The 23,292-nt window shown below is 62.4% G+C and carries 22 protein-coding genes; 10 read left to right on the forward strand and 12 right to left on the reverse strand.

What is annotated here, in order from left to right; all coding sequences use genetic code 11:
- Window positions 1-65 precede the first annotated feature (65 nt).
- The 5 genes from ABH15_RS01125 (at window position 66) to ABH15_RS01145 (ending at window position 8,396) form a co-directional block, all read left to right on the forward strand.
- Window positions 66-1,607 (forward strand): PAS domain S-box protein, encoded by a 1,542-nt coding sequence (locus ABH15_RS01125; protein ID WP_164913603.1) that lies wholly within the window; start codon window positions 66-68, stop codon window positions 1,605-1,607.
- Window positions 1,608-1,720: 113 nt separating this feature from the next.
- Window positions 1,721-2,206: a HEAT repeat domain-containing protein gene (locus ABH15_RS01130; protein WP_241647962.1), complete on the forward strand. Its 486-nt coding sequence runs from the start codon at window positions 1,721-1,723 to the stop codon at window positions 2,204-2,206.
- Between the two features lie 93 nt (window positions 2,207-2,299).
- A complete protein-coding gene (locus ABH15_RS01135) occupies window positions 2,300-4,417 on the forward strand; it encodes a PAS domain S-box protein (protein ID WP_128692532.1) in 2,118 nt (705 codons plus the stop codon).
- 113 nt (window positions 4,418-4,530) lie between these two features.
- Complete coding sequence (ppk1, locus tag ABH15_RS01140) at window positions 4,531-6,690, forward strand: polyphosphate kinase 1 (RefSeq protein WP_206633404.1); 2,160 nt, start codon at window positions 4,531-4,533, stop codon at window positions 6,688-6,690.
- Window positions 6,691-6,827: 137 nt separating this feature from the next.
- The gene (locus tag ABH15_RS01145) at window positions 6,828-8,396 is read left to right on the forward strand and encodes a Ppx/GppA phosphatase family protein (RefSeq protein WP_128692533.1); all 1,569 of its coding nucleotides are present in this window, start codon (window positions 6,828-6,830) and stop codon (window positions 8,394-8,396) included.
- A 7-nt stretch (window positions 8,397-8,403) separates the two neighbouring features.
- On the opposite strand, the gene ABH15_RS01150 is transcribed toward ABH15_RS01145, so the two are convergent.
- The 4 genes from ABH15_RS01150 to ABH15_RS01165 all read right to left on the reverse strand — a co-directional run bounded on the left by ABH15_RS01150 (window position 8,404) and on the right by ABH15_RS01165 (window position 14,895).
- Window positions 8,404-10,995, reverse strand: coding sequence for an Nramp family divalent metal transporter (locus ABH15_RS01150; protein ID WP_128692534.1), 2,592 nt, complete (start codon window positions 10,993-10,995; stop codon window positions 8,404-8,406).
- Window positions 10,996-11,103: 108 nt separating this feature from the next.
- Window positions 11,104-12,006: a sulfite exporter TauE/SafE family protein gene (locus ABH15_RS01155; protein WP_128692535.1), complete on the reverse strand. Its 903-nt coding sequence runs from the start codon at window positions 12,004-12,006 to the stop codon at window positions 11,104-11,106.
- A gap of 48 nt (window positions 12,007-12,054) precedes the next feature.
- The gene (glgP, locus tag ABH15_RS01160) at window positions 12,055-14,235 is read right to left on the reverse strand and encodes an alpha-glucan family phosphorylase (RefSeq protein WP_128692536.1); all 2,181 of its coding nucleotides are present in this window, start codon (window positions 14,233-14,235) and stop codon (window positions 12,055-12,057) included.
- 372 nt (window positions 14,236-14,607) lie between these two features.
- Window positions 14,608-14,895 carry a 2TM domain-containing protein gene (locus ABH15_RS01165; RefSeq protein WP_128692537.1) on the reverse strand — a complete coding sequence of 96 codons (288 nt, stop codon included), beginning with the start codon at window positions 14,893-14,895 and terminating at the stop codon, window positions 14,608-14,610.
- A 133-nt stretch (window positions 14,896-15,028) separates the two neighbouring features.
- On the opposite strand from ABH15_RS01165, the gene ABH15_RS01170 reads away from it, so the two are divergent.
- A complete protein-coding gene (locus tag ABH15_RS01170; RefSeq protein ID WP_174719406.1) occupies window positions 15,029-15,439 on the forward strand; it encodes a hypothetical protein in 411 nt (136 codons plus the stop codon).
- A gap of 8 nt (window positions 15,440-15,447) precedes the next feature.
- Here ABH15_RS01170 and ABH15_RS01175 read toward each other — a convergent pair whose 3' ends face one another.
- From ABH15_RS01175 to ABH15_RS01185, 3 genes are read right to left on the reverse strand one after another with little or no spacing between them, the layout of a single operon-like run.
- Window positions 15,448-16,041 carry a metalloprotease family protein gene (locus ABH15_RS01175; RefSeq protein WP_128692538.1) on the reverse strand — a complete coding sequence of 198 codons (594 nt, stop codon included), beginning with the start codon at window positions 16,039-16,041 and terminating at the stop codon, window positions 15,448-15,450.
- Complete coding sequence (locus ABH15_RS01180) at window positions 16,038-16,418, reverse strand: YigZ family protein (RefSeq protein WP_241647963.1); 381 nt, start codon at window positions 16,416-16,418, stop codon at window positions 16,038-16,040. The genes ABH15_RS01175 and ABH15_RS01180 overlap by 4 nt, the downstream gene beginning before the upstream one ends.
- Complete coding sequence (locus ABH15_RS01185; protein ID WP_128692539.1) at window positions 16,403-17,335, reverse strand: ROK family protein; 933 nt, start codon at window positions 17,333-17,335, stop codon at window positions 16,403-16,405. Before ABH15_RS01185 ends, ABH15_RS01180 begins: the two co-directional genes overlap by 16 nt.
- Window positions 17,336-18,039: 704 nt before the next feature.
- Here ABH15_RS01185 and ABH15_RS01190 point away from each other — a divergent pair.
- The 3 genes from ABH15_RS01190 to ABH15_RS01200 are packed head-to-tail and all read left to right on the forward strand — an operon-like array spanning window position 18,040 to window position 20,425.
- Window positions 18,040-18,273: a FeoA family protein gene (locus tag ABH15_RS01190; RefSeq protein WP_241647964.1), complete on the forward strand. Its 234-nt coding sequence runs from the start codon at window positions 18,040-18,042 to the stop codon at window positions 18,271-18,273.
- A complete protein-coding gene (locus tag ABH15_RS01195) occupies window positions 18,270-20,000 on the forward strand; it encodes a ferrous iron transporter B (RefSeq protein WP_128692541.1) in 1,731 nt (576 codons plus the stop codon). Before ABH15_RS01190 ends, ABH15_RS01195 begins: the two co-directional genes overlap by 4 nt.
- Window positions 19,997-20,425 (forward strand): metal-dependent transcriptional regulator, encoded by a 429-nt coding sequence (locus tag ABH15_RS01200; protein ID WP_128692542.1) that lies wholly within the window; start codon window positions 19,997-19,999, stop codon window positions 20,423-20,425. The genes ABH15_RS01195 and ABH15_RS01200 overlap by 4 nt, the downstream gene beginning before the upstream one ends.
- Before the next feature lie 10 nt (window positions 20,426-20,435).
- On the opposite strand, the gene ABH15_RS01205 is transcribed toward ABH15_RS01200, so the two are convergent.
- From ABH15_RS01205 to ABH15_RS01225, 5 genes are all read right to left on the reverse strand, one after another.
- Window positions 20,436-21,323 (reverse strand): PHP domain-containing protein, encoded by an 888-nt coding sequence (locus ABH15_RS01205; protein ID WP_128692543.1) that lies wholly within the window; start codon window positions 21,321-21,323, stop codon window positions 20,436-20,438.
- Between the two features lie 161 nt (window positions 21,324-21,484).
- Entirely contained in the window at window positions 21,485-21,700 is a 216-nt protein-coding gene (locus tag ABH15_RS01210; protein WP_164913604.1) for a KTSC domain-containing protein, read from the reverse strand.
- Between the two features lie 58 nt (window positions 21,701-21,758).
- A complete protein-coding gene (locus tag ABH15_RS01215; RefSeq protein WP_128692545.1) occupies window positions 21,759-21,983 on the reverse strand; it encodes a KTSC domain-containing protein in 225 nt (74 codons plus the stop codon).
- Window positions 21,984-22,043: 60 nt separating this feature from the next.
- Window positions 22,044-22,256, reverse strand: a complete 213-nt coding sequence (locus tag ABH15_RS01220) for a KTSC domain-containing protein (protein WP_128692546.1) — start codon at window positions 22,254-22,256, stop codon at window positions 22,044-22,046.
- Window positions 22,257-22,401: 145 nt separating this feature from the next.
- The gene (locus tag ABH15_RS01225; RefSeq protein ID WP_128692547.1) at window positions 22,402-22,809 is read right to left on the reverse strand and encodes a hypothetical protein; all 408 of its coding nucleotides are present in this window, start codon (window positions 22,807-22,809) and stop codon (window positions 22,402-22,404) included.
- Window positions 22,810-22,911: 102 nt separating this feature from the next.
- Here ABH15_RS01225 and ABH15_RS01230 point away from each other — a divergent pair, with 102 nt between their 5' ends.
- Window positions 22,912-23,184, forward strand: coding sequence for a DUF5661 family protein (locus tag ABH15_RS01230; RefSeq protein WP_128692548.1), 273 nt, complete (start codon window positions 22,912-22,914; stop codon window positions 23,182-23,184).
- The last annotated feature ends 108 nt before the right edge of the window (window positions 23,185-23,292 follow it).

A 23,292-nucleotide genomic window follows, 5' to 3' on the forward strand; every position in this document is an offset into this window, starting at 1 on the left:
TCCTTCGTCCTCCCTCCGGACCGGTGCCAATATATAAATACCGTCGCGGCACCGGTGCCCGTGCTATGCAGCAGGAAGAGCACGATACCCAGACGCGGATCCTTCGTGCTCTCCGGTTCCGGCCGAAGGGCATGACCATTACGGACGTAGCGAAGCAGATCGGGGCGACCAGGAGTTCGGCCTCGAAGCACCTCGAGATCCTGCAGATCGCGGGCAGGGTCGATGTGCGGAGCATTGGCAATGCGAAGCTCTACTCGCTCGCCCAGCGCGTCCCGATGTCCGCGTTCCTCTGCTTCACGAGGAACCTGATCCTCATCCTGGATGCCAGCCATCGGATCGTCCAGGTCAACGACCAGTGTCTCAGGCTTCTCCAGCGTTCAAAGGATGACCTCGTCGGCCTGACCCTCGAGGAGGCGGCGCTTCCGATCGTCTCCAAACCGGAAGCGATCGCCGTCGTCGAGGGGCTCGAGCGCGAGCAGGTCGTCACCGATCTCGGCTACCGGAGCGGCGGGAAAGACCTCTTCTTCCAGATGCAGGCGATCCCGACGACCTTCGACGACGGTGAGAAGGGCGCTACGCTCGTCCTCGAGGATATCACCGAACGGAAACAGTACGTCCGGAATATGGAATTCCTCGCCATGACCGCGATGGAGCTCGTCGATATGCCCGCTGAGGCGGATATCTACCAGTACATCGGTAAGCGGATCATCGAACTTGCTCCAGAGGCATGTGTATATGTCCTTTCGTACGACGAGATCAACCAGCAGTTTTCTCTGCGGGCGACGGAAGGTGAGAGCTTCCACGACGGACTGATCCGAATCCTGAGGCGGGATCCGATTGGCCTAATAATGCCCTTTACCGAGGTACTATCTCATCCCCAGGGGGGAAACCCCATAAGTCTACTCCATAGCGGCACCCATGAGATCGTATTCTATCCGGATCCCGGCCCGGAGGGATTATCATTCTATGATTTATGCTTCCGCCAGATCCCCGAAGAGATCTGCGAGGAGATCCGTCAGACATGGAATCTTGGGAAGGTGTATGTTACCTTCTTAGTCTGGGGAGAGCAGCTCTTCGGGGATGTCGGGATATTCATGGCACCGCATGAGAAACTCGAGAACCAGCAGGCGATCGAATCGTTCCTCCGGCAGACCTCCATCGCCATCGCCCGGCGGCAGACGGAAGAACGGCTCCGCCGCAGCGAGCGCCGGTTCCGGGACGTCATCGACTCCTCCCCCATCGCTGCCGCCATCATCGAGAGCGACGGCCGCTACTCCTTCATCAACCGCCAGTTCGCCGACCTCTTTGGGTATACGCTCGCGGACATCCCCACCGGACGGGAGTGGTTCCGAAAGGCATTCCCCGACGAGACCTCCCGCCGGGAGGCGATCGCCGCATGGAAGTCCGACCGGGAGCAGGCCGGCAAGGGCACACCCCGTCCCCGAACGTTCCGGGTCAGGTGCAAAGGCGGCGAAGAGAAGGCGGTTCTCTTTCGGCCCGTGGAACTCTGCGACGGGACAGAGCACATCACCTACGAGGATGTCACCGAAGAACGCCGGGCATACCGGGTACTGGTCGGGGAGATCGCAGAACTGCGGCGGCGGTAGCCTTCCTGATCAGCATTATAAAGCTATGCAAGGCAATGCTGTTTCGCGGCTTTGACTCGTAAATATTGATGGTTCTTCGGACTATTCCTCTCCCGTCCAAGGAGGGGATAGAAATGTCTGACGTGAAAGATCTTCGCGAGCAGCAGGAGGTTGTAAACCTTCTGGATCAGCTCATAAACGGCGATACCTACTCAAGCATCCAGGCGGCCGCGGCTCTCGCCGCCGTCGGAGAAGGGGTCGAGAACTCGCTCCTGGCGCTCCTGACCGACAGCGGGACGGTCGACCGCTGGAATGTTGCCATGGCACTCGCCCGGGTCGGAACACCTGCCGTCGACGGCCTTATCACTGTCACAGCCACCGGAGACGATGCTGTCCGGAACCCTGCCGTCTGGGCGCTCGCCGAGATCGGGGATGCTCGGGCGGTGGAACCGCTCGCGGCCATACTCAGGGAGAGTACATCCGAGTGCTGCAGGGCGCTGACCGCCGCCGCCCTGCTGAAGATCGGCGACCCCGCCGGCATCGCAGCCGTCGAAGAGGAACTGGCTACGCACGGAGAAGCATTCGAGGGGCTCGTTATGGAGGCCTACGAGGGGACGTAAACCGCCTCCCCCTTTCTTTTCCCGGCATCCTCCTGCCGTACCCGCCCCCGGTGCAAACCATTATCAACCCTGCCGGACTGATGCTGCGCAGGTATGAGCCCGGATCAGGAGAAGGCCTCCCGGATCAGGAACGCTCTCCGGTTCAGGCCAAAAGGAATGACGATATCGGAGATCTCCCGGACTACCGGGATGAATAGGAACTCCGTTGCAAAGTATCTCGACGTCCTGCTCATCTCCGGGCAGGTGGCGATGGAAGAGATAGGCAACGCGAAGGTCTACACTCTCTCCCAACGGGTTCCGATCTCGGCGTTCGTGGATGTTACCCGTGACGGCGTCCTCATCCTTGATGCTGACCGTCGGATCGTCCAGGTGAACGAACAGTTCCTGCACCTGGCCGGTGTCGGGAGAGACGAGATCGTCGATCGATCTCTGGCAGAGATAAGGGCACAGGTGCCGGTGATCTCGACCATCTGCAGTTTTCTCGCGGAAGGAGCGGAACGTGAGGCGACGGTGGACGGCATCCCCATTCCGGACGGTGATGAACAGCGCTACTACCGGGCGAAGATCATCCCGACGGTCTTTGAAGACGGGCAGCATGGAACAACTGTGATCCTCGAGGATACAACCCGGCAGACGAAGATCCGTGCGGTGGAAGCGCTCCTCGCCTGCATCGTCGACTCCTCCGACGACGCCATCATCGGTGAGAACCTGAACGGGATCATCGCCAGCTGGAATGCCGGGGCATCACGGCTCTACGGCTATGCGGCGGAGGAGGCGATCGGCAGGCCAATCTCGCTCCTCTTTCCTCCCGAACGGCGCGAAGAACTCACTTACCTCCGAAGTCGCGTCCACCGGGGAGAGCGGGTCGAGCACTTCGAGACGGTCAGGATTGCGAAGAACGGAACGCCGATCGATGTCGCCGTCACGCTCTCACCGATCCTCGATCCGGACGGCGAACTAATCGGCGTTTCGACGATCACCCGGGACATCTCCACGCAGAAAACGGCTGAAGCAGAGATCGAAGGAGCGAACCAGCTCCTCTCCGGCATCATCGACTTCCTCCCGGACGCCACACTCGTCGTCGATACGAATGATTGCATCATCGCCTGGAACCGGGAGATGGAGGTGTTGACGGATCTCCCGAAGTCCGAGGTGCTCGGAAAGGGCATCCATTCCTACGCCGTCCCGTTCTACAGGGAGTCGCGGAGCATGATCAACGGGCGTCCCGGTACACCGGATAGCCCAACCATCTCCATGAGGTTCAGGCGGAACGGCGATACCGTCTTCGGCACGGGATATTTCCCCCGCGCCTACGGGAAAAGAGGTGCGCACCTCTGGGGGAAGGCGTCACCCATCCTCGACCGGAACGGGAACCGGATCGGTACCATCGAATCGCTCCGCGACGTCACCGGCCTGCGTGCTGCAGAGGAAGCCCTCCGACAGAGCGAAAGAAGGTTTCGGATGGCGGTCACCCACGCTCCGTTCCCGATCACCGTCGTCGACCGGGAGGGGCGGATCATCTGCCACAACCAGAAGTTCACAGAGATCTTCGGGTACGGCCAGGACGACCTCCCCACCGGAGAGGAACTCTTCCGTCAGGCATTCCCGACCGCCTCGTACCGCAGAGAGGCGCGTACCGCCTGGCGTGAATTCGTTCACCAGGCAGAGACTGGTATGGTCGAATCAAGAAAGTTCAGGGTCAGGTGCAGAAACGGCGAGGTAAAACCCGTCCTCTTCCGGGCGACAGCGCTCACCGACGGGATCTATCTGCTCACCTGGGAAGATATCTCCGAGGCACGCCGGATCTACACCATCCTCCTCACCGAGATGGTGAAAATGAAACAGGCAGGCGGCGACCAGGCAGGCACGGCGATCGTCATCACCGATTCCGCCGGATACATCTCGTTCGTCAACCGGACACTCCTGGCACTCTGGGGGTATCAGGGAGAGGGAGAGATCCTGAACCGGCATGCAACCGAGTTATGGGATGAACCCGACGAAGCATCCGATCTCTTTATCCGGCTCCGGCAGGGAGAAAGCTGGTGCGGCATGCTGAACGGGCGAGGGCGGGACGGTACGGCATTCTCCACGCTGGTCACCGCCGATCCGGTCATCGCCGGCACAGGTGGGATTACAACGCTGGTGCTGGCAGCGGTGCCCCTTCACCACCGCCTGCCGGCAAGCGATCCGGCACCACGGAAAAGAGCATGACGGAGTGGAGGCAGCGTTACTATACCTGCAATTCAATATAGGAGCAGGGACAAAATACATAAGACTATATAATTATTCGCCTGCTACCCAGACCATCAGCAGGGGAGAGACCGATGCCGCCCGATGCCGATACCATCCATACTCCTGCCCCGGAAACGCAGCCTGAAATGCCGCTGGACGCCCCGGAGCTCTACATCAACCGCGAGCTCTCCTGGATCCAGTTCAACCGCCGCGTCCTCGAAGAGGCGGAGGATACACGCCACCCCCTCCTCGAGCGGGTGAAGTTCCTCTCGATATTCTCAAGCAATCTCGACGAGTTCATGATGATCCGCGTCTCCGGGCTCCGGCGGCAGCGTGCCCGCGGCGTCCTCGAGGCGCCGCCGGACGTGATGACGCCGTCCGAGCAGCTCGCAGCCATCGGGCGGGAGTTGACCCCGCTTGTCGAAGCGGCAGGCCGATGCTGGCAGGAGGAGATTCTCCCGAGACTGAACGAGGCCGGGATCCGGATCCACTCCTACCGGAGCCTCCCGGGCGAGCAGCAGCAGGCGCTCAGGACGTTCTTCGAACGGCGGGTCTTTCCCGTCCTCACGCCGATGGCTTTCGATGTCAGCCACCCGTTCCCGTTCATCTCGAATCTTTCCTTAAACCTCGCGGTGATCATTAACGACCTCCGGCAGGGCGTGGTCTTCTCGCGGGTCAAGGTGCCGCTCGATATCCTCCCAAGGCTCGTCCGGATTCCGGAGCCGGAAGGAAAGGGAGAAAAGACGCCGGAAGCGGCGCTGCACCACCACTTCGTCTTCCTTGAAGACCTCGTCGCCTCCAACCTCGACCTCCTCTTCCCCGGAATGGAGGTGGTGGCCTCCTACCCGTTCCGGGTGACCCGGGACGCCGACATCGAGATTGAGGAAGACGAAGCGGCCGATCTCCTCACCGCCATCGAGGAAGGAGTGGAGCACCGCAGGAGCGGCATCCCCATCCGGCTCGAACTCGACCGATCCGTCCCGGCCTGGGTTCGGGAGATCCTCACCACCAAGTTCAAGCTCTCGCAGAGCCAGATCTACACACCGGGCGGGCTCATCGGTATGGCGGACCTGATGGAGCTGACCGCGATCGACCGGCCGGATCTGAAAGATCAGCCCTTCCTACCGGCCTACCCACCGAGTCTCAGCGAGACAGAGAGTATCTTTACAGCGATACGGCGGCACGATATCCTCCTCTACCACCCCTACGACAGCTTCACCCCGGTGATTGCCTTCCTCCAGCAGGCCGCAAGCGACCCGGACGTCCTTGCCATCAAGATGACGCTCTACCGGGCGGGGCTAAACTCCCCCATCGTCGAGGCGCTGACGAACGCCCGGCTCGCAGGGAAACAGGTGACGGTGCTCGTCGAGCTGAAGGCGCGGTTCGACGAGGAGAACAACATCCTCTGGGCACGGGCGCTCGAGCAGGCGGGCGTACATGTCATCTACGGCCTCGTCGGCCTGAAGGTGCATGCAAAGCTCGCCATGATCGTTCGGCGGGAAGGGGACGACCTTGTCACCTACACCCATATGGGTACCGGCAACTACAACGCCGGCACCGCGCGGGTCTACACCGACCTCGGGCTCTTCACCTGCGATCCCGCTATCGGGGCCGACGCCGCCGATCTCTTTAACGCTCTGACAGGATACTCCCGGAAGACCGATTACAGAAGATTCCTCGTCGCCCACGGCACAATGGGGACGATGCGGCGCGAGTTCATCGCCCTCATCGACCGGGAGATCCGGCGGCAGGAGACCAATGGCGACGGGTATATCGCCCTGAAGATGAACGCTCTCGTCGATAAGGAATGTATCCGGGCACTCTACCAGGCGTCCTCTGCCGGGGTGACGGTCGACCTGCAGGTGCGGGGGATCTGCTGTCTGCGCCCCGGCATCCCCGGCGTTTCCGAGAATATTACCGTCACCTCCATCGTCGGGCGGTTCCTCGAGCACTCGCGGATCTACTACTTCCACAGCGGCGGCGACGAGACCGTTCTCTCCGGGAGCGCCGACTTAATGCCGCGGAACCTCGACCGCCGGGTGGAGATCCTCTTCCCGATACGAGACCCCCGGATGAGAGAGGCCGCCATCCGGGATATCCTCGCCGTCCACCTCCGGGATACCGCCCGGGCGCGGCGGCTCCTCCCCGACGGCAGTTACGAGCGCATCAGGCCGGATCCCGGCGAAGAACCGCTCGACACCCAGCGGTGGATGCTTGCGCATCGGGGGATCTGGCATACCGACGGAGAATAAAGGAGCAGGCGGACGGGGCAGCATAAATACTCGTTCCGCCTTATCATGAACCATGACCGACTCCCACCGCCCTCCGTGGTAGATGCGGGACGGCAGCCTTGTGCGGGGGAGATCTTCTGCAGGAGAATGATGATCGAATGGCAGACCGATCTACAGAGAGAGTAGTGGCATTCATGGATCTTGGCACGAACTCTATTCGCGCCCTCATCGTCCGGCTCAACCCGAACGGTTCGTATACGATCCTCACGAAGCAGAAAGAACTTGTGCGCCTCGGTGAAGGTGAGTTCGAGCACGGAAACCTCCTTCCCGAGGCGATCGACAGGACGGTGAACGTCTGCAGGAAGTTCACCGAGCTCGCCCGCAGTTTCGGCGCCGGCGAGATCGTTGCATTCGCCACCTCGGCGACCCGCGAGGCGCAGAACCGCGATGAGCTTCTCAGGCGTCTCGAGGAGGAGGCGGGTCTTGCGTTCGGCGTGATCTCGGGGCGCGAGGAGGCACGGTTAATCTATCTCGGCGTCGCGAGTGCCGTCGACCTCGGCGACCGGTCGATGCTCTTCATCGACATCGGGGGCGGGAGCACCGAGGTGGGCGTCGGCGACCAGCACGGTTACCGGCTCCTCGAAAGTCTGCAGGTGGGAGCGCTCCGTCTCACCAACCTCCTCGTCAGGCCGGACAGGGAAGGCGTCGTTACCCCGGAGAACTACCACGAGATCCGGAGGCACGTCAGAGCCGAAGGGATCCACCCACTGCACCGCCTCAAAAATCAGAAGGTCGATGTCTCTTACGGGTGCTCCGGGACTATCCAGACGCTCGCCAGCACCGCACGGCATCTCTGCCATCCCGGGGTTCCGGAGACAGAGTACGTCCTCGCGCATGCCGATCTCCAGCGGATTGCTGCCTACCTCTGCTCCCTCCCGCTCGAAGAACGTCGGCGAGTTCCCGGTATGGTCGCCGACCGGGCCGACATCCTCATCGGCGGTGCGGCAATCCTCGACGTGCTGATGGAGGAACTCGGTATTCCGGAGATCCGCATCAGCGATCGCACCCTCCGCGACGGAATGCTCGTCGATTACCTCTCCCGCACAGAAGGGTTCCCCCACGCCGAACCGCTGTCAGTCAGGAGGCGGAGCGTCATCCAGCTCGGCCGGTCCTGCGGGATCGACGAAGAGCACGCGCTCACGGTCGTCCGCCTCGCGCTCGAGCTCTACGACAGCGCCGCCCGGGAAGGGCTTCACGCCTGCGGGCCTTGGGAGCGGGAGATGCTTGAGTACGCCGCATATCTCCACGACGTCGGCTCGTTCATCTCCTTCAGGGGTCACCAGATCCATTCCCGGTATATCATCGGGAATGCGGATCTTCTCGGGTTCGATCAGGGTGAGACAGCTGTTCTCGCCCTGATCGCCCGCTACCACCGCAAAAAAGTACCGGGTAAGAAAGAGGCGGATCTCGAACCCCTCACCTCCCGGAACCGCCGTGCCGTCCGTATCCTCTCGACGCTGCTCCGTTACGCCGAACACCTCGACAGAACGCATGCCGATCTCGTACGGCACGCACGCTTCACCCACTGCGGGGATGACGAGGTCTGCCTCGAGGTCGGGTGTCCGGGCGACTGCTCGCTCGAGGTCTGGGCGGCCCGGTCTGATGCAGACGCCTTCGCAAAGGTCTTCGGGAAGAAACTGGTTGTCGCGAGCGTCTCCCCCAAATAACCCTTTTTTAGTTCTCCTGCCGCTCTTCGTGCAGCACGCCGGGCGGCACTCCAAGCTGCGGCTCCCGGTAGGGGCGCTCCTTGAGCACCGTCTCGATCCCCCGCTCCCGGAGCATGGAGAGGAAGACTGAGAGCCCGACAGCGTTTGCCGCGATCAGCGGGAGGAGCACCGTCACCGGCGCTTCGGGGAGGCCGGAGACCGGGATGAGGAGGAGGACCTGGATGCACGCAACGAGGGCTCCGAGGAAGATCAGCCGGAGGAAGCCGAACTGTCCCATCCAGCGTCGATTGAAGTATCCGGCCAGGAGACCGGCGACCACCGGACTTACCACGGAGGAGAACGCCGGCCAGCCCCCGGAAGAAGAGAAAGCCCCTCCGAAGAGGCCGGCGAGCAGCCCGGCAGCAGGCCCGCCGATGAGCCCGGCGATCATGGGGCCAAGGTCGCGGAAGGTAACGGCGAGCCCGGCGACCTCAAACCCCCGCATGCTCCCGTAAACAGAGAGGAAACCAGCGGAGATAACGAGCCAGAGAAGGTCCGTCGTCGACTGCCTGCCGAGGGCAAGGCGGCGGAAGAAGCCGGTCTGGGCAATCAGGAATGCGACGAACCCGAGGACAGCAATCCGCTCGATAAGCGGGAGTACGGAGGCCAGGAGGGATGTATCAAGAACGAACGCTGCGGGGAGCAGCGCGGCAAGGACGACAAGGACGAAGAGCCCTCCCATCTCGTCGGGGGCAAGACCGCCATGCCTGATACGCTGATACGCCCGTACGACAAACCCGGCAGGATCGAGCGTCCGGACAGGGCCTGCAGCGTCCTGGTTTCGGATCATGAAGAGGAAGAAGAAGAGCCCGAGGGTGTTCGTGACGACCATCGGGAGGAAGACAGTCCTGACCAGATCGATGATGTCAGCGAGAGGGGCGGGATAGGCGAGGAGCGGGAAGATGATGAGGAGGTGCACCGATTCAACGAGGATGCCGAGGAAGATGAACCGGAGATAAGTAAACGCGCCCCAGCGGCGGGAGAAGCAGCCGGCGATGAGGCCTGCCGCGACGGTGGCGGCGAAGCAGGGAAACGCCGTCCAGCCCCCGAGGGAGTAGCGGTATGCCCCGCCGATGAGGCCGGTGAGGAGACCGGCGACGGGGCCGCCGAGAAGCCCTGCTATCATTGGCCCGAGATCGCGGAAGTTGATGATGGCATCGTTGAATGGAATACCGTATGCCGTTCCGTAGATCGAGAAGAGAGAGAAGATAGTTACGACCGCCACCGTGTCGAGCGGTGTCAGGTAACCGGCGATCGCCCGCTGGATCAGGTTCGTCCGCAGGAGGAAGTAGACCACGAGCCCGAGGACGGCGAACCGTTCGATCAGGGGCAGACCAAAAGTCAGGAACATCTCTTCCTGCAGGAGCGCCACCGCGAGGAAGAGGGTGCTCCCGAGCACCATGACGGCGAGCCAGAGACGCGACCCGCGGGCATGAGCCGGGAGCCGGGAATCGAGATAAATGACCATGAACCCGAGCACCGCGAACATGATCGAGGCGGCGGCGGCGACGTGGTGGATAACATCCGCAGGATGCCCGAAGAGTACTGCCGAGAGCATGATAGCGGCGAAGAGGAGCAGGATTGCCCGGTACAGGGTCTTCTCCGACCGGCCGGTGCCGGTGGTCGACCGGAGGATGGAGGCGATCGCACGGGCACGGCCGTCCATGCCGCTCATGGTTGCGCCGAAGAGGGTGAAGAAACCCGTGATCAGAAAGACCGCCGCACCGCCGGGAAGGGCGTCGACGACGTGGGCGACGTCGCCGACCACCGCCTCAAGGCTCATGTGATCCGAACCGTGCCCGTGCAGGGCGGCGTATCCGAGCATGATGAACCCGAACGCAAAGATCCCGACGATGACAAAGACCATGACCAGATTCTCGTTGACGCTCCGCATATGCGCCCTGAAATAGGCCTCCCCGTGCCGGTCGCCGATCTTCTCGTGCAGCCAGACGGAGTAAAGCAGGAGATTTAAGCCCGACCCGACCGCGCCCATCAGCGCCATGAAGGTGATGAGCGACTCCGCCTCGGCGACGGCGGAGAAACCATGCAGGATATCCGCGGTTGCCGGGAGCGGCACCGCAAAGAGACTGTAGAGGACACCGACGATGAACATCAGTCCCATTACGGTGAGAATATGTTCGAACCGCTCGTACGACTCCCGCCAGAGCAGAAAGACGATCACGCCGATGCCGGCGATTGCGATAAGTTCCCGGGAGGGGAGCGCCGGAACCAGGTGCGTCAGCATCGTCGCCGCAACGAGGGCGACTCCGCCGAACGCGATCGTCTCCATGAGGTAAATGAACATGATGAAGATGACTTCCCAGTTCTTCGGCCCGGGGATCTCGCGAAGCCCGTCGAAGATAGTTCTGCCCTCAGATATCGTATACCGGGCGATACCGCTCGTAAAGGCGTACTTGAAGATAAGCGTCAGGACAATGAACCCGAGGAGCCCGTAACCGTAGACGGCTCCTGCCGCAAGGAGCTCGGTGAGACCGGTCTCCCCGCTCACTTCGACGGCCAGCACGAGGCCGGGTCCGAGGAAGAAGAGCCGTTCGTTCACGAAGGACGGCAGAAGATCGCGGATAGAGCGAAGAGACAGCCTGTATCACCTGATACCGGTACTGTTGGGGAGGAACCGGAAAAAGGGTGATCATTCTCATCCGGACGGCTAGGGCAGGGCGATCCCGAGGTACTCCGCGATGAACCTGATCGAGGCGTAGGCGAAGTACAGACCGAAGAGCAGTTTCAGGACGCCGGGCGGGATGTACCGGATGACGGCAGCCCCGGTCTGCGCCCCGATGACGGACCCCATGGCGAGGATGACGGCAGCCCCGAGTGCCACGTAGCCCTGAGCCAATTTGATGCCGCCGCCGATGATCGCCATCGGGAGTATCGCCGCAAGGCTCGTTCCCATCGTCACGTAGACCGGGGCGCCGAAGAGGTAGATGAGCCCCGGCACCAGGGCAAACCCGCCCCCGAGACCGGTCAGGCCGGTGAGCACACCGACACCGACCCCGAACCCGGTAAACGCCAGCGTCGACCCGCCGATCCCCGCCCCGGCGGGGGCGGCGCTTTCCCGGGAAAAGAGGCCCTCGCGGATCATGTTGACCGCCGGGACGAGGAAGACGACCCCGAGGATCAGCCCGAGGAGATCCGTTTCATTCGCGAGGAGGGTAAAGAGCCACGAACCGAGCAACACGCCCGCAACGCCGCCGAGGGCGAGCCGGACGGCCACCCGGGTATCCGCGTTCTTTCGGACGATGTGCCCGTACCCCCCGGAGAACGAGGTGAAGATGACGACGAAAAGGCCCGTCCCGATGGCGATCGTCTCGGGAAAACCGAGGGAGAAGTACATGACCGGCAGCATGATCGTCGATCCGCCGATCCCGATGAGCCCTCCGAGCACTCCGGCAAGAACGCCGAGACCGAAGAGGACGAGTATCCGGCCGGTATCAAGAGGCGGCGTCTCCGGGCTCTCCGCGGTTCCGGTCAGAAAGACGGCGAACGCCAGGAGAAGGAGGAAGGCGAGAAGCGCCGCCACCGGGGCATACCGCTGCCGTACGGATTGCATCGTCCTCACCTCAGGGATTCTGCACGGCGCATGTTAACGGAACAGTCGTCACAGCCTGCAGCTCTCAAGCGCACCGGTCATCGGTTCTCCCGCATACATGCAGACGGACGGGTAGTAGCGCGTAATATATTCCTTCACCATCCGGCGGGCGGAGTACTGCCACGCACAGCTCTTGATCGACTCCTTCATCACCTTCACCCACCCGTGGGGGATCTCGTCCATCGGGCGCATGTAGTAGAGCGGGGCTATCTCTTTTTCGATGATATTGTAGACGGTCTCCGCGTCGGCACGATTGTTCTCCCCGTAGGGCTGGCTGCCTTCGAAGGCCCAGCCGTTCCTGCCGTTGTAGCCCTCCACCCACCAACCGTCGAGGACGGAGAGGTTCGGCACCCCGTTGAGCGCGGCCTTCATCCCGCTCGTTCCGCTTGCCTCCATCAGCGGCACCGGGGTGTTGAGCCAGACGTCGACGCCCTGCACCATGTAGCGTGCAAGTTGTTGACCGTAATTCTCGACGAACGCGATCCGCCCGGCAAACTCCGGCGACTCCGCAAACTGGTAGATCCGCTTGAGGACATCTTTGCCCCGGTCGTCTGCCGGATGGGCTTTTCCGGCAAAGACGAACTGGACCGGCCGCCACCGGTTCGTCACGATCTCCTCAAGCCGGTCGAGATCCTCAAAGATCAGATCCGCCCGTTTGTAGCCGGTAAACCTGCGGGCAAACCCGATCGTCAGGGTGGTGGCGTCGAGCATCAACCCCTCCGCCACGAGGTTCCACGGCTCGTTCCGGTACCCCGACCATTTCCGCCGCTTCCGTTCGCGGATCCGGGAGAAGAGTTTCATCTTCAGCCACAGGTGCACGTTCCAGAGCTCCTCGTCCGGGATCTCGTCGATGAACCGCCAGACAAGAGGATTGTCGTGTTCCTCCCGCCAGGTCGGGCAGACGGGATCCATGTACGTGTCAAAGAGCGTCTCCACCCGCCGGTTCAGCCAGGTGGGAACATGGACGCCGTTTGTCACCGATTCTATCGGGACAAGGCTCTCCGGCACTCCGGGCCAGAGGGACTGCCACATCTGCCGTGCAACCTCGCCGTGTTTCTGGGAGACGCCGTTGTGGAATCGGGTCATCCGAAAGGCAAACGCAGTCATGTTGAATCCCGCTTCAGGATCGTGGGGCGCCGCCCCAAGATCGATGAACGTCTCCCAGTCGATTCCGAGGGAGGGGGCGTAGTCGCCGAAGTACCGGTGCATCAGGTCGAACGGGAATATATCATGGCCTGCCGGCACCGGTGTATGGGTTGTGAAGATCGAGGTGTTCCGTACCTGCTTCGCTGCCTCTTCAAACGACATGCCCGCATCAACCCGTTCCCGGAGCCGTTCGATGAGAGCAAAAGCCGAATGCCCTTCGTTAAGGTGCATGGCCGAGTAACTGACCCCGAGGGTGTTGAGCACCGTCCGGCCGCCGACCCCGAGCACCAGTTCCTGCCGAAGCCGTCCTTCGAGGTCTTTTTCGTAGAGCCGGTGAGAGATACTCCGGTTCTCGGGGAGGTTTTCATCGATGTGGGTGTCGAGGAGGTAGAGCGGGACTCTCCCGGCCTGCACTTTCCAGACCGCGACGTAGAGCGGCGGTTCGATGAGCGGTACCTGCACGACGAGCTGTCTGCCGTGCTCGTCCGTGACCCGGGTGATCGGGGCGGTTTCACGGTCGAGCAGTTCCACGATGTTCTTCTGCCAGCCATCCGCCTCAAGGTGCTGGTGCACGTAGCCCTCTGCATACAGGAACCCGACGGCGACCATGGGAACGCCGAGATCGCTGCACTCTTTGACGTGGTCTCCCGCAAGGATGCCGAGCCCTCCGGCGTAGAGCGGCAGGGAGGGGTGCAGCCCGAACTCCGAGGAGAAGTAGGCGATAGTGAGCGGCAACCGCTCGGGGTAGTTCTCGGAGAACCAGCTGTTTTTACTCGCCATGTAGTTTCGGAACCGGCACATGAGCAGATCGTAGCGGCGGAGGTAGTCGGGATCCTCTGCCGCACGCTCGAAGAACCGCGCCGGGGTCTCAAGGAGCATCTTTACCGGGTTCTGCCCGCTCTCCTTCCATTCCGCCCGGTTGATCTGCTTGAAAAGCAGCATCGCCGAGGAATGCCAGCTCCACCAGAGATTGTATGCCAGCTCCACCAGCCCGGATATTCTGTCCGGGATGTGCGAGAACCGGTCTACAGGTATGTCCGTCATTGTGATCTCACCGGAAGGTCTTCACCGGGGGGAGATGGGCACGGCAGTACATAAGCTCTTCCCCGACCGAGGGAGGAGTCGGAGAGTTTACTCCGGGGTACAGCTCCGCGAGATCCACCCACTGAAACCAGGGCTAAAACAGGAAAATACTCGCAAATCTACCTCTTTTCGGGACGGACAGGGAGATGGTCTCCCCTCACCCGGACACCGGCGTGCCGACGGCCTCCGGAGGGCATGACCGGAGTATGGCGGTTTGCAACACATGAGTGCCCGACCGTGAACGGCGGGAAACCGACTGGTTCGCCGTGTCCCGGTTACACGGGACTTCGGGAGAGAACCTCAGAGGAAGAATGAAAGGAAGGCTCTGATCCATCACCGCTTTCGCTCGTCTTTCTCCATCATCTCCCGGATTTTGCGTTCTTCCCACTCACTGCCGAAGATCCGGTTTCCGACAAAGACATCGAGTGCGTGGAAGGCGATCCCGACCCCCCAGAAGAGCGTCACCCAGTAGAACCAGAGAGCACCGGGGCTCGTGAGGAGGTTGATAATCACAAGCAGGACATTGATGATGATATAAATGCCAAGGTGCGTGTAGAAACCCCGAATATCCTCGACACGCTTCTTCGCCCGCGCATACCGCTCGCTCTCATCCATCGTCATCAGGCTATCGTTGTCGCGACTCGATATAAAGAGACTGGATCCGCGCCCGGATCTCCCGGCACCGACTGAGAGCATACACTTTCGCCCCCCGCAGAGGGCGAGCTTATACCCTGCCCTGCCGAACCCGGAAGTAATGGACGGCATGAGCCGGAGAGCGGGGTACATCCAGCGGTATCGCTCCTACGCGTACGACAGCCGGGGCTACTCCTGCCAGATCGTCGAGGTCACCATCCACGGCATCCGCTACGGCATCCGGGACGGCGAGCTCCGCCGGGCGCTCGCAGGCCGGGGACACGCCCGCGTCGAAGCGCTCCGGCAGGACTGGCGGCAGTACCTGGACGGCACCGTCGGGTACGCGAATCGCTCGAAGAGCGGCCGGGCACTTGTCATCGACCTCGCACCGGGGCGGCGGTACTCCATCGCCGCCGAGAGCCTGCGAGCGGTGCTCTCCCGGAAACGATCCTACGCATCCGTCATCGAGGTTGCACCCCGCCCCCAAAAACCCGGCTCTACCATGCAGCAGACCCTCGCCGGGATCGCCTGACCGCTGCATCAGGAGGGGCGGCAGACGACGACGGCAATCCCCTGATCACCGACGAGAACGGACGGGGAATACCGGAGGAGCCAACCGGAGACAATGATGTCCCCGATCGACCCGGCAGCGTTCAGAATCAGGATCAGAAGGAGGGGCGGCAGGACGATGAGGGGCACCACGGTGAGGAGGAAGAGCCCGGCTACGGTGGTGACGAAGAGCGGCGCAAGCGCGATCCCGAAGTACCGGTTCCGGGCGACGGTGACGCCGGGCGGCGCGCCGACGTATGCGTAGAACCCGGTAACCCCAAGCCGGGGACGCTCTCCCGTAATGAGCCAAAAGAAGAATGCATGCACCCCTTCGTGCACCACCACCAGAACCAGCACCGCCCCGGCGAAAACGGCAAGCCCGGCGGCAATGGCGACCAGCCCTTCCATTCCGGAGAACGTAAACGAAGCCTCGGTGGGAATATCGGGCCGAAGCAGGATCGCCGCCTGCAGAAAGAGAAATGCCGAGGCCACGAGGCCGAGGAAACCCGCCATCTGGACAAGGATGATATTTTTCTTCGTCGAGAGGTCGAGCCTGCCGACCTCATGCAGGCCGGAACGGATCAAGGCCTCTCCCGCTCCGCCGCCTCCGCCGCCCGTTCGCCCGCGTCCCGGAACGCCCGGGCGACCCCGCCGGGGCCAAGCCTGACGCCCCCGAAGACCCTTGAGACGACCAGGGCATGCCGGTCAAGGGCATGCCGCCTGAGCACCGTAAGAAGCACCCGGCCGGGCTGGCCAACCTCGCGATCGCTCCGGAACTCCTCCGTCCCGCCGATACGCACGGCAGCACAGTGGTGGGCGGCCTTCCGGTAGCAGCTCCGGTGCCGGTCGAGGATGACCTTGAGATCCCCGGCACTCTCGATCTCGTAGAGGTGCGCGTAGAACCGGGAACGACGCTCCTCGACGGCCACCACCGCCGACTCCCACATCAGAGCGACTCCCATGCATAGGCTGCCGCCCCGAGGAGCGGCGCTCTGCCCTCAAAAGTGCTGACGACCAGGCGGGGCAGCGCGAGGTATCGATCGACGAACGGCATCAGGTGCTCGATGACGAGATCACCGTTATACCGGGCGATGGGGCCGTCGAAGACGATAACCTCGGGATTGTAGGCGACGATGACGTTCGAGATCCCGCGGGCGTTCACCCGGCCGAGCGCCTCCATGAACGCGAGGGCGACGGGCTCTCCCGCCCGTGCGGCGGCGAAGATCGCCGCAGGAGTGTCCGCCACAAATCCGGCATCGCCGATCCCTTCGCTCTCCTGCCAGGCAGCGAAGAACCGGGGCATGAACCGGCCTGACCCGTAAGCCTCCCAGTGGCCGAGGTGACCGCACCCGCAGCGCTGGTTGTAGTGGTTGTCGACGAAGAGATGCCCGATCTCGCCGGCGTTCCCGTTCCGCCCGAGAAGGAGACGACCACCGACGACCGCGCCGCCGCCGATCCCGGTCGACATGGTGACGTATACGACGTTCCCGCACCCCCGGGCAGCACCGACCCACCGCTCACCGAGAAGACCCGCCCGGGCGTCATTGACGAGAAACGTCGGCACCCCGAACCGCTCCCGGACCGGCTCGACGAGGGCGACCTCGGGGAAAGCGATGTTCGGCGAGTGCACCATCATTCCGCGCGTAAGATCGAGCGGCCCGGCGGAACTGATCCCAACAGCGGCGATGGCAGCCTCCGTCCCGGCAGGAGACCGGAGCAGACGTTCGATCAGCCCGAGAAGCGCATCGGTGACGACCGCACCGGACTGCCCGACGACGGGCGTCGGCGTTCTGGCATGTTCGAGAATTCGTCCATTTTCCGTGACGATACCGGCACGGATCTGTGTTCCTCCAAGGTCGACAGCTATCAGGTTCGGCATGCATCCTCCGGGATGGTTCTTGTCGTCGGTAATAATAACCCTGATGCCTCCGGCACATTTCCTCCACCGCGGCGGAAGGATGTATGCGCAGCTATGCTATACGGCGCATCGCATGGTCGATCCGATCCGGCTCATCCTGCTCGTCAACACCGTCTTCGCCATCATCATTGTCTTCGGCCGGAGCTCCTTCCGACAGCGGGGATTCATCAGAGAAGAAAGAGGGTGATCTTCTCCTCGAACAGCATCTTCGCGATCGGCATACCCCGAAGATCGACCATGCCCGCCCGCTCCCCGACGGGGAGCTCGGCACCTTCCACGGCCTCATCGCCATGCTGATCGGGAGCTGCTGCGGCTCTTCGAGGAGGATATCACCCGTTCGACCGAGATCACGCACGACCGGCGTAGGTGAAGGTGGGGGAGTCGGTCTCCCGCCTCGTCTCACCGATCCTCTGATCCGATCGCCAGATAGGAAGAATGGACTCTCACGCAGATCGCCGACGGGCAGGGATATCTCACCGGTGATGACAACCTCCGGCAGCTCCGTTTCTGATGAAGGCGAACAGGCGCTATCTGCGCTCCGTGCCGACAGAGACTCCGGAAGGAGGTAATTCCGCTGCAGCAGAGTCTCACATTTTTAGGTATACCGAAATCATTAATCTCTCCGCTGCCGACCGATCTTTTAGGCAAACCTAAAAATGGTACATATGACAACCGAACTGATCACCCTGCAGACGGGGACACGCGCGACGGTCGTCGGATTTACAGGACCCCAGGGCTTCGCCTGGAAACTCCGGACCATCGGCATCCGCGAAGGGAAGACGCTAACGGTGGTTGCCCGCCACCCCTTCGGCGGCCCGGTCGTCGTGAGCGTGGACGGCCGTGCAGTGACGCTGGGTAGAGGAATGGCCCGCAGGGTTCTGGTGGACGTGCAGGCATGAAGCGCATCGTCCTGATGGGCAACCCGAACGTCGGCAAGAGCGGGATGTTTTCGCGGCTGACCGGGGCGCACGTCATCACCTCGAATTATCCGGGTACGACCGTGGACTACTCACGGGGCACCATACATGTCGACGGGGCGGCTGTCGAACTCGTCGACGCTCCCGGAACCTACTCCCTTGAGCCCTCCAATGCCGCCGAAGAGACAGCGGCCGCGATGCTGGAGACGGCCGACCTGATCGTCAGCGTCGTCGACGCGACCAACCTGGAACGAAACCTCTTCCTGACGCTCGAGGTGCTTGAGCGGGGAAAACCGGTCATCGTGGCGCTCAATCTCTGGGATGAGGCGGTGCACCAGGGAATCGCCGTCGACGTCGAACGCCTCGAAGACCTGCTGGGTGTGCCGGTCGTTGCGACGGTCGGACTCTCCGGGCAGGGGATCAGCGACCTGATCGGCAGGCTCGACGAGGCACGGCCGACCGGCACCATCGCACCCATGGACGCGGAGGAGCGATGGAAGACCGTCGGTCGGATCACAGACGCGGTGCAAACGATCACCCATCGGCACCCCACCCTTCGCGACCGGCTCGCGGAGGCGAGTGTCCGGCCGGGAAGCGGCATTCTCATCGCTCTCGGGGTTATTGCAGCCGCTTTCTGGGCGGTACGGCTGATCGGCGAGAGTCTTATCCAGTACATCTTCGAACCGCTCTTTGATCTCTACACGCCCTTCGTCCTGCAGCTCTCCGATCTCCTCGGCCCGGGCATCCTGCACGACATCCTGATCGGGAGGCTGAGCGACGGCGGGATCGACTACGTCGAAGCGATGGGGTTGCTGACGACCGGTCTTTACGTCCCCTTCGCCATGGTGCTGCCGTATATCGTGGCATTTTATCTCATGCTCTCGATCATGGAGGACTCCGGCTACCTTCCGAGGCTCGCGACGCTGACCGACACCTTCTTTCACCGGCTGGGCATGCACGGCTATGGGATCATCCCGCTCTTCCTTGGGCTCGGCTGCAACGTCCCCGGCGTTCTCGCAACGAGGGTGCTTGAGACGCGGAAGCAGCGGTTCATCGCCGCGACCCTGCTCGGGATCTCCATTCCGTGCATGGCGCAGATCGCAATGATCTTCGGGGTGCTCGGATCCTTTGGGATGCAATACGTGGCGGCGGTCTTTCTCACGCTCGCGCTCGTTTACCTGGCGGCAGGGCTCGTCCTGAACCGGTTCATCGGCGGGGAATGCCCGGAGATCTTCCTCGAGATCCCGCCTTACCGGATGCCGGGGGCCCGGTTGACCCTCAAGAAGACCTGGACGCGGGTGCGCGGATTCATCATGGAAGCGGTCCCGTACCTCTTTCTCGGTATCCTGATCGTCAACCTGCTCTATACCGCCGGTATCCTCGATGCGCTGGGCATCCTGCTCGCCCCGCTGATGGAGGGCTGGCTCGGGCTGCCGCCGGAGGCGACGACCGCGCTCCTGGTCGGCATCCTGCGCAAAGATCTGGCCGTCGGAATGCTCGTTCCCCTGGGAATGACGCCGGTACAGCTGGTGATCGCGGTGACGATGCTGACAATGTACTTCCCCTGCATTGCCACGTTCGCGGTGCTCCTCCGGGAGCTCGGTGCGAGAGACATGCTCCTTTCAGCTGCCGTCATGACCGGGACGGCGCTGATCGTCGGCGGGCTGATGCACCTGGTGCTGGCAGGGCTTTTCGGAGGCGGACTGTGAGGAAAAAAACCATCGAAGAGTATATCGAGACGATTGACGCGCTCGAGAAACGAGAGGGGCGGGCGCAGACCGGGATGATCGCGCAGGAGATCGACGTCAAACCGCCTTCAGTGACCGAGATGCTGCGGAAGCTTGAGAAGAGCGGCCTTGTCGAGTACGAATCCTATTCCGGCGCCACACTGACCCCGACCGGAAGGAAGATGGCCTGCGATCTGCAGAAGAAGCACAGAACCGTGGCATCGTTCCTGGAGATGCTCGGCGTCGATCACGGTATCGCAGAAACCGACGCCTGCCAGATCGAACACCACGTGAGCCCCGAGACGGCCGAACGTCTCAGACTTTTTGTAGATTACCTCCGCGAATCGCCATTCGGTCGGGAATGCACGGATCATTTCGACAGGTACTGCAGAGAACGGGAGAGGTGAGAGGCGGTCGTCACCCATCACCCCGTCTCCGGGAGCGGTCGATGAACCGCCGGAGGCGGGGAATATTCTGCTCGTAGTGGATACGGAGCGACGGGATCGTATGCGGGAGATACTTCGGGAGGACGGCGGCACCCATTATGCCCTTCCGGAGGAGACTTTTTTCCCACCCGACGACGCAGGCATGTTTCCGGAGGATTGCTTCCAGAAACCCGGCCGGATCCTCGGCCTCCGCCGCCGTGACCACACCCGCGAGGTCGCGGAGAATGTGCCCGTCCGTCCCCCCGGTGGCGGGCATATTCCGCCGGAGGGCAAGATCGGTGGCTTTCTGGTTCAGGAGATGCGTCATGTTCCCACAGATCGCCTCGATCCCGTCAAACCGGTCGAGAACAGACGGGTCGAGGTAGCCCCGGTCGATACACTTGCAGACGCCCTTGTTGAAGAATGCGTAGCCGAACGGGTGGGCGGCGACGACGAAGGCGCCCGTGCCCTCGGCGGCGTCCAGGATATCTTCCGTGGTGCGGCGGATGGCGAGGCAGGGGCTCGTCTGCTTGTACTCCCGGACGTGGCGATCGTAAAACTCCCGGAGTTCTGCAGTCTCTCCAAAGTAGAGAAGGATATGCGGGCCGTCGGCGGCACTGATCTCCATTCCGGGAACGACGACGAAGCCCGGGTTTTCCCGGCAGAGCCGGGCAGCCTCTTCGACGCCGCTCACCTGGTTATGATCGGTGATCGAAACACCGATGCCGAGACGCCTGCAGGCCATGAGCAGATCGGCCACCCGGGGCCGGCCGTCGGAGTGCTCCGTATGGACGTGCATATCGACGGGCAGAGAGCCCGCCGCCCGGAGTGCGGAGAGGTCGGGGACGGCGAACCGGATGCGGTGAGCGAGGGGAGACATCTGCTGAGGCGGGTATTCGCGGGCCGGGGTCTAACAGGTTTCGGTTCGGACGGGACGAAAAACCGCTGCCGCTCTCTCCGGATATCCCACATATTCCCGAGGCAGAGAGTCTCAGCTACGCGTGAAGAGATCCGGCTCCGACCATAGCCTGCCCTCCGGGGTCACCGCGTGGTTCGGGTGAAGGAGTAACGGCCCTCGATTGCGACCTCGAAGTACGCCATCGGCGACGTCGACGCCATCAGACCTCTGTAGACATCCGGTGGAACACCGTAGTAGCGGAAGGTCTCTCCGTTGCCGAAGAGGATATCGAGCGAACCGCTATGCTGGTCGTACTCAGCCGAGGTGATCGCTCCTGATGCAACGACTCTGCTCTGCATGCCCGCCGAAGGAGACCGGGAACTCATATACTTTACGGCTCCAGGGTGCCGGCACGGTTCACCGGTAGGCCTCTTTCACCGGTGAGGACGGATACTGTCCCTCGATCATCCCGTAGAAGTAAGGGTCGGGCGGCATCGTCTCCACAAGGTCCTGGTAGACCGTCGAGGGCACCTGGTAGTACTGGACTACCCAGCCGTCGACGAACGCGATCTCAAGCGCCCGGCTGCCCCGGTCGTAGCCTATCGATTCGATGACTGCGGAGGTAACGGCTGTTCGCTGCATGAACTTCCGGATGATAGTCGGGAGTGGTAAGGCTTCTGCAGGATCGGGGGCGGCGCTCGGTTACTGCACCTTCTCGTAGGGATACCGCTCGCTGATGAACTCACGGAAGAACCATTCCGGGGACTCGGCGGCAAGCAGATCATCGTAGATCGCCGGCGGGACCCCGAAGTACTCGTAAACACCCCCGCTCTCGAACTCCATACGGAGAATTTCCATCTCCCGGTCGTAGCCGATAGACTTCAGACCGGCGGACTCGATCGCTTCCCGCTGCATGGGCGAGGGTTGCGGCCCAGGGGGATAAGGGTTGCGGAGACGCCCGGAGTCCCACCTCACCATGACCCTGCAGGGCAGCGGCGGACTCAGCTGCCGGGCATCCCGGATGCATGTCCCTTTTTTTCGGATATCGGGGGGGTTCCGGTTACACCATCCCCTGCAGCCCCATCGTCACCAGCATCATTGCTGCAGCCGCCGAAAGCCCGAAGATGACCACCGCCCAGACGATCATGAAAGCGACGACCACCAGCATGCTCGTCTCCCGGTAGGGAACGAGGCCGTCGTTCATCCTTTTCGCCGTCCGGTAGGCGTCATAGCCGCCCCAGAGCCAGACCGCGACCCCGGGGACGATCATCACAAAGAGCCCGGCGAGGCTGCCGAACAGCACCAGAACACCTTTTCCGAACTGCCCGTTGTAGGCCTGCCCGAGGCCGTTGAAGAGGAGCGAGAGACCCGCCGCCATCGCCGGATTTTTCTTCTTCTCCCGGCGGGAGACCTCCGCCGCCGCAAGGGCATCCCGTATCGAGACCGGTTCTGCCGTTTCAGTACGCACGATGCAGAGATACGCCCGATAGGAATATCAGCGTTTCCCGCAAGGGCGCTCCGATATCCTCATATCCTTCCGGCGCGATGCACTCTTTCGGAGAAAGCACATATGCCAGAGAGAGCGGTCACCACGGAAGAAGCAAAGATGATCGGCGAAGCGCTCGGCCTGACCTGGGATCGGTTCGACGTCGAGCAGTTCCGGCAGGGGATGGAGGTCGAACTCGAGCACGGCCTGCACGATCCGGCGACGAACGTGACGAACGACGACCTTCTGGTCACCGGCAAGATCGCTCTTGCGCACCTCAACGAGTTCCCGGACTATTACGACCGGCTCGAGGTCATGGAAGAAGAGGCGAAGCGCTACTGGAGCGGCAGAAGATAAGTTCCCCGCAACAGCGGATCAGGGCGGCCACCCGCCTGGCCGCCTCGCACACTCCTTTGGAAGAGCACTCAAAGAGCCCGGGCTGTCGGGGTGGTGAGGGCGCGGCCT

Source organism: Methanoculleus taiwanensis, from assembly GCF_004102725.1.
GTDB classification, from domain to species: domain Archaea; phylum Halobacteriota; class Methanomicrobia; order Methanomicrobiales; family Methanoculleaceae; genus Methanoculleus_A; species Methanoculleus_A taiwanensis.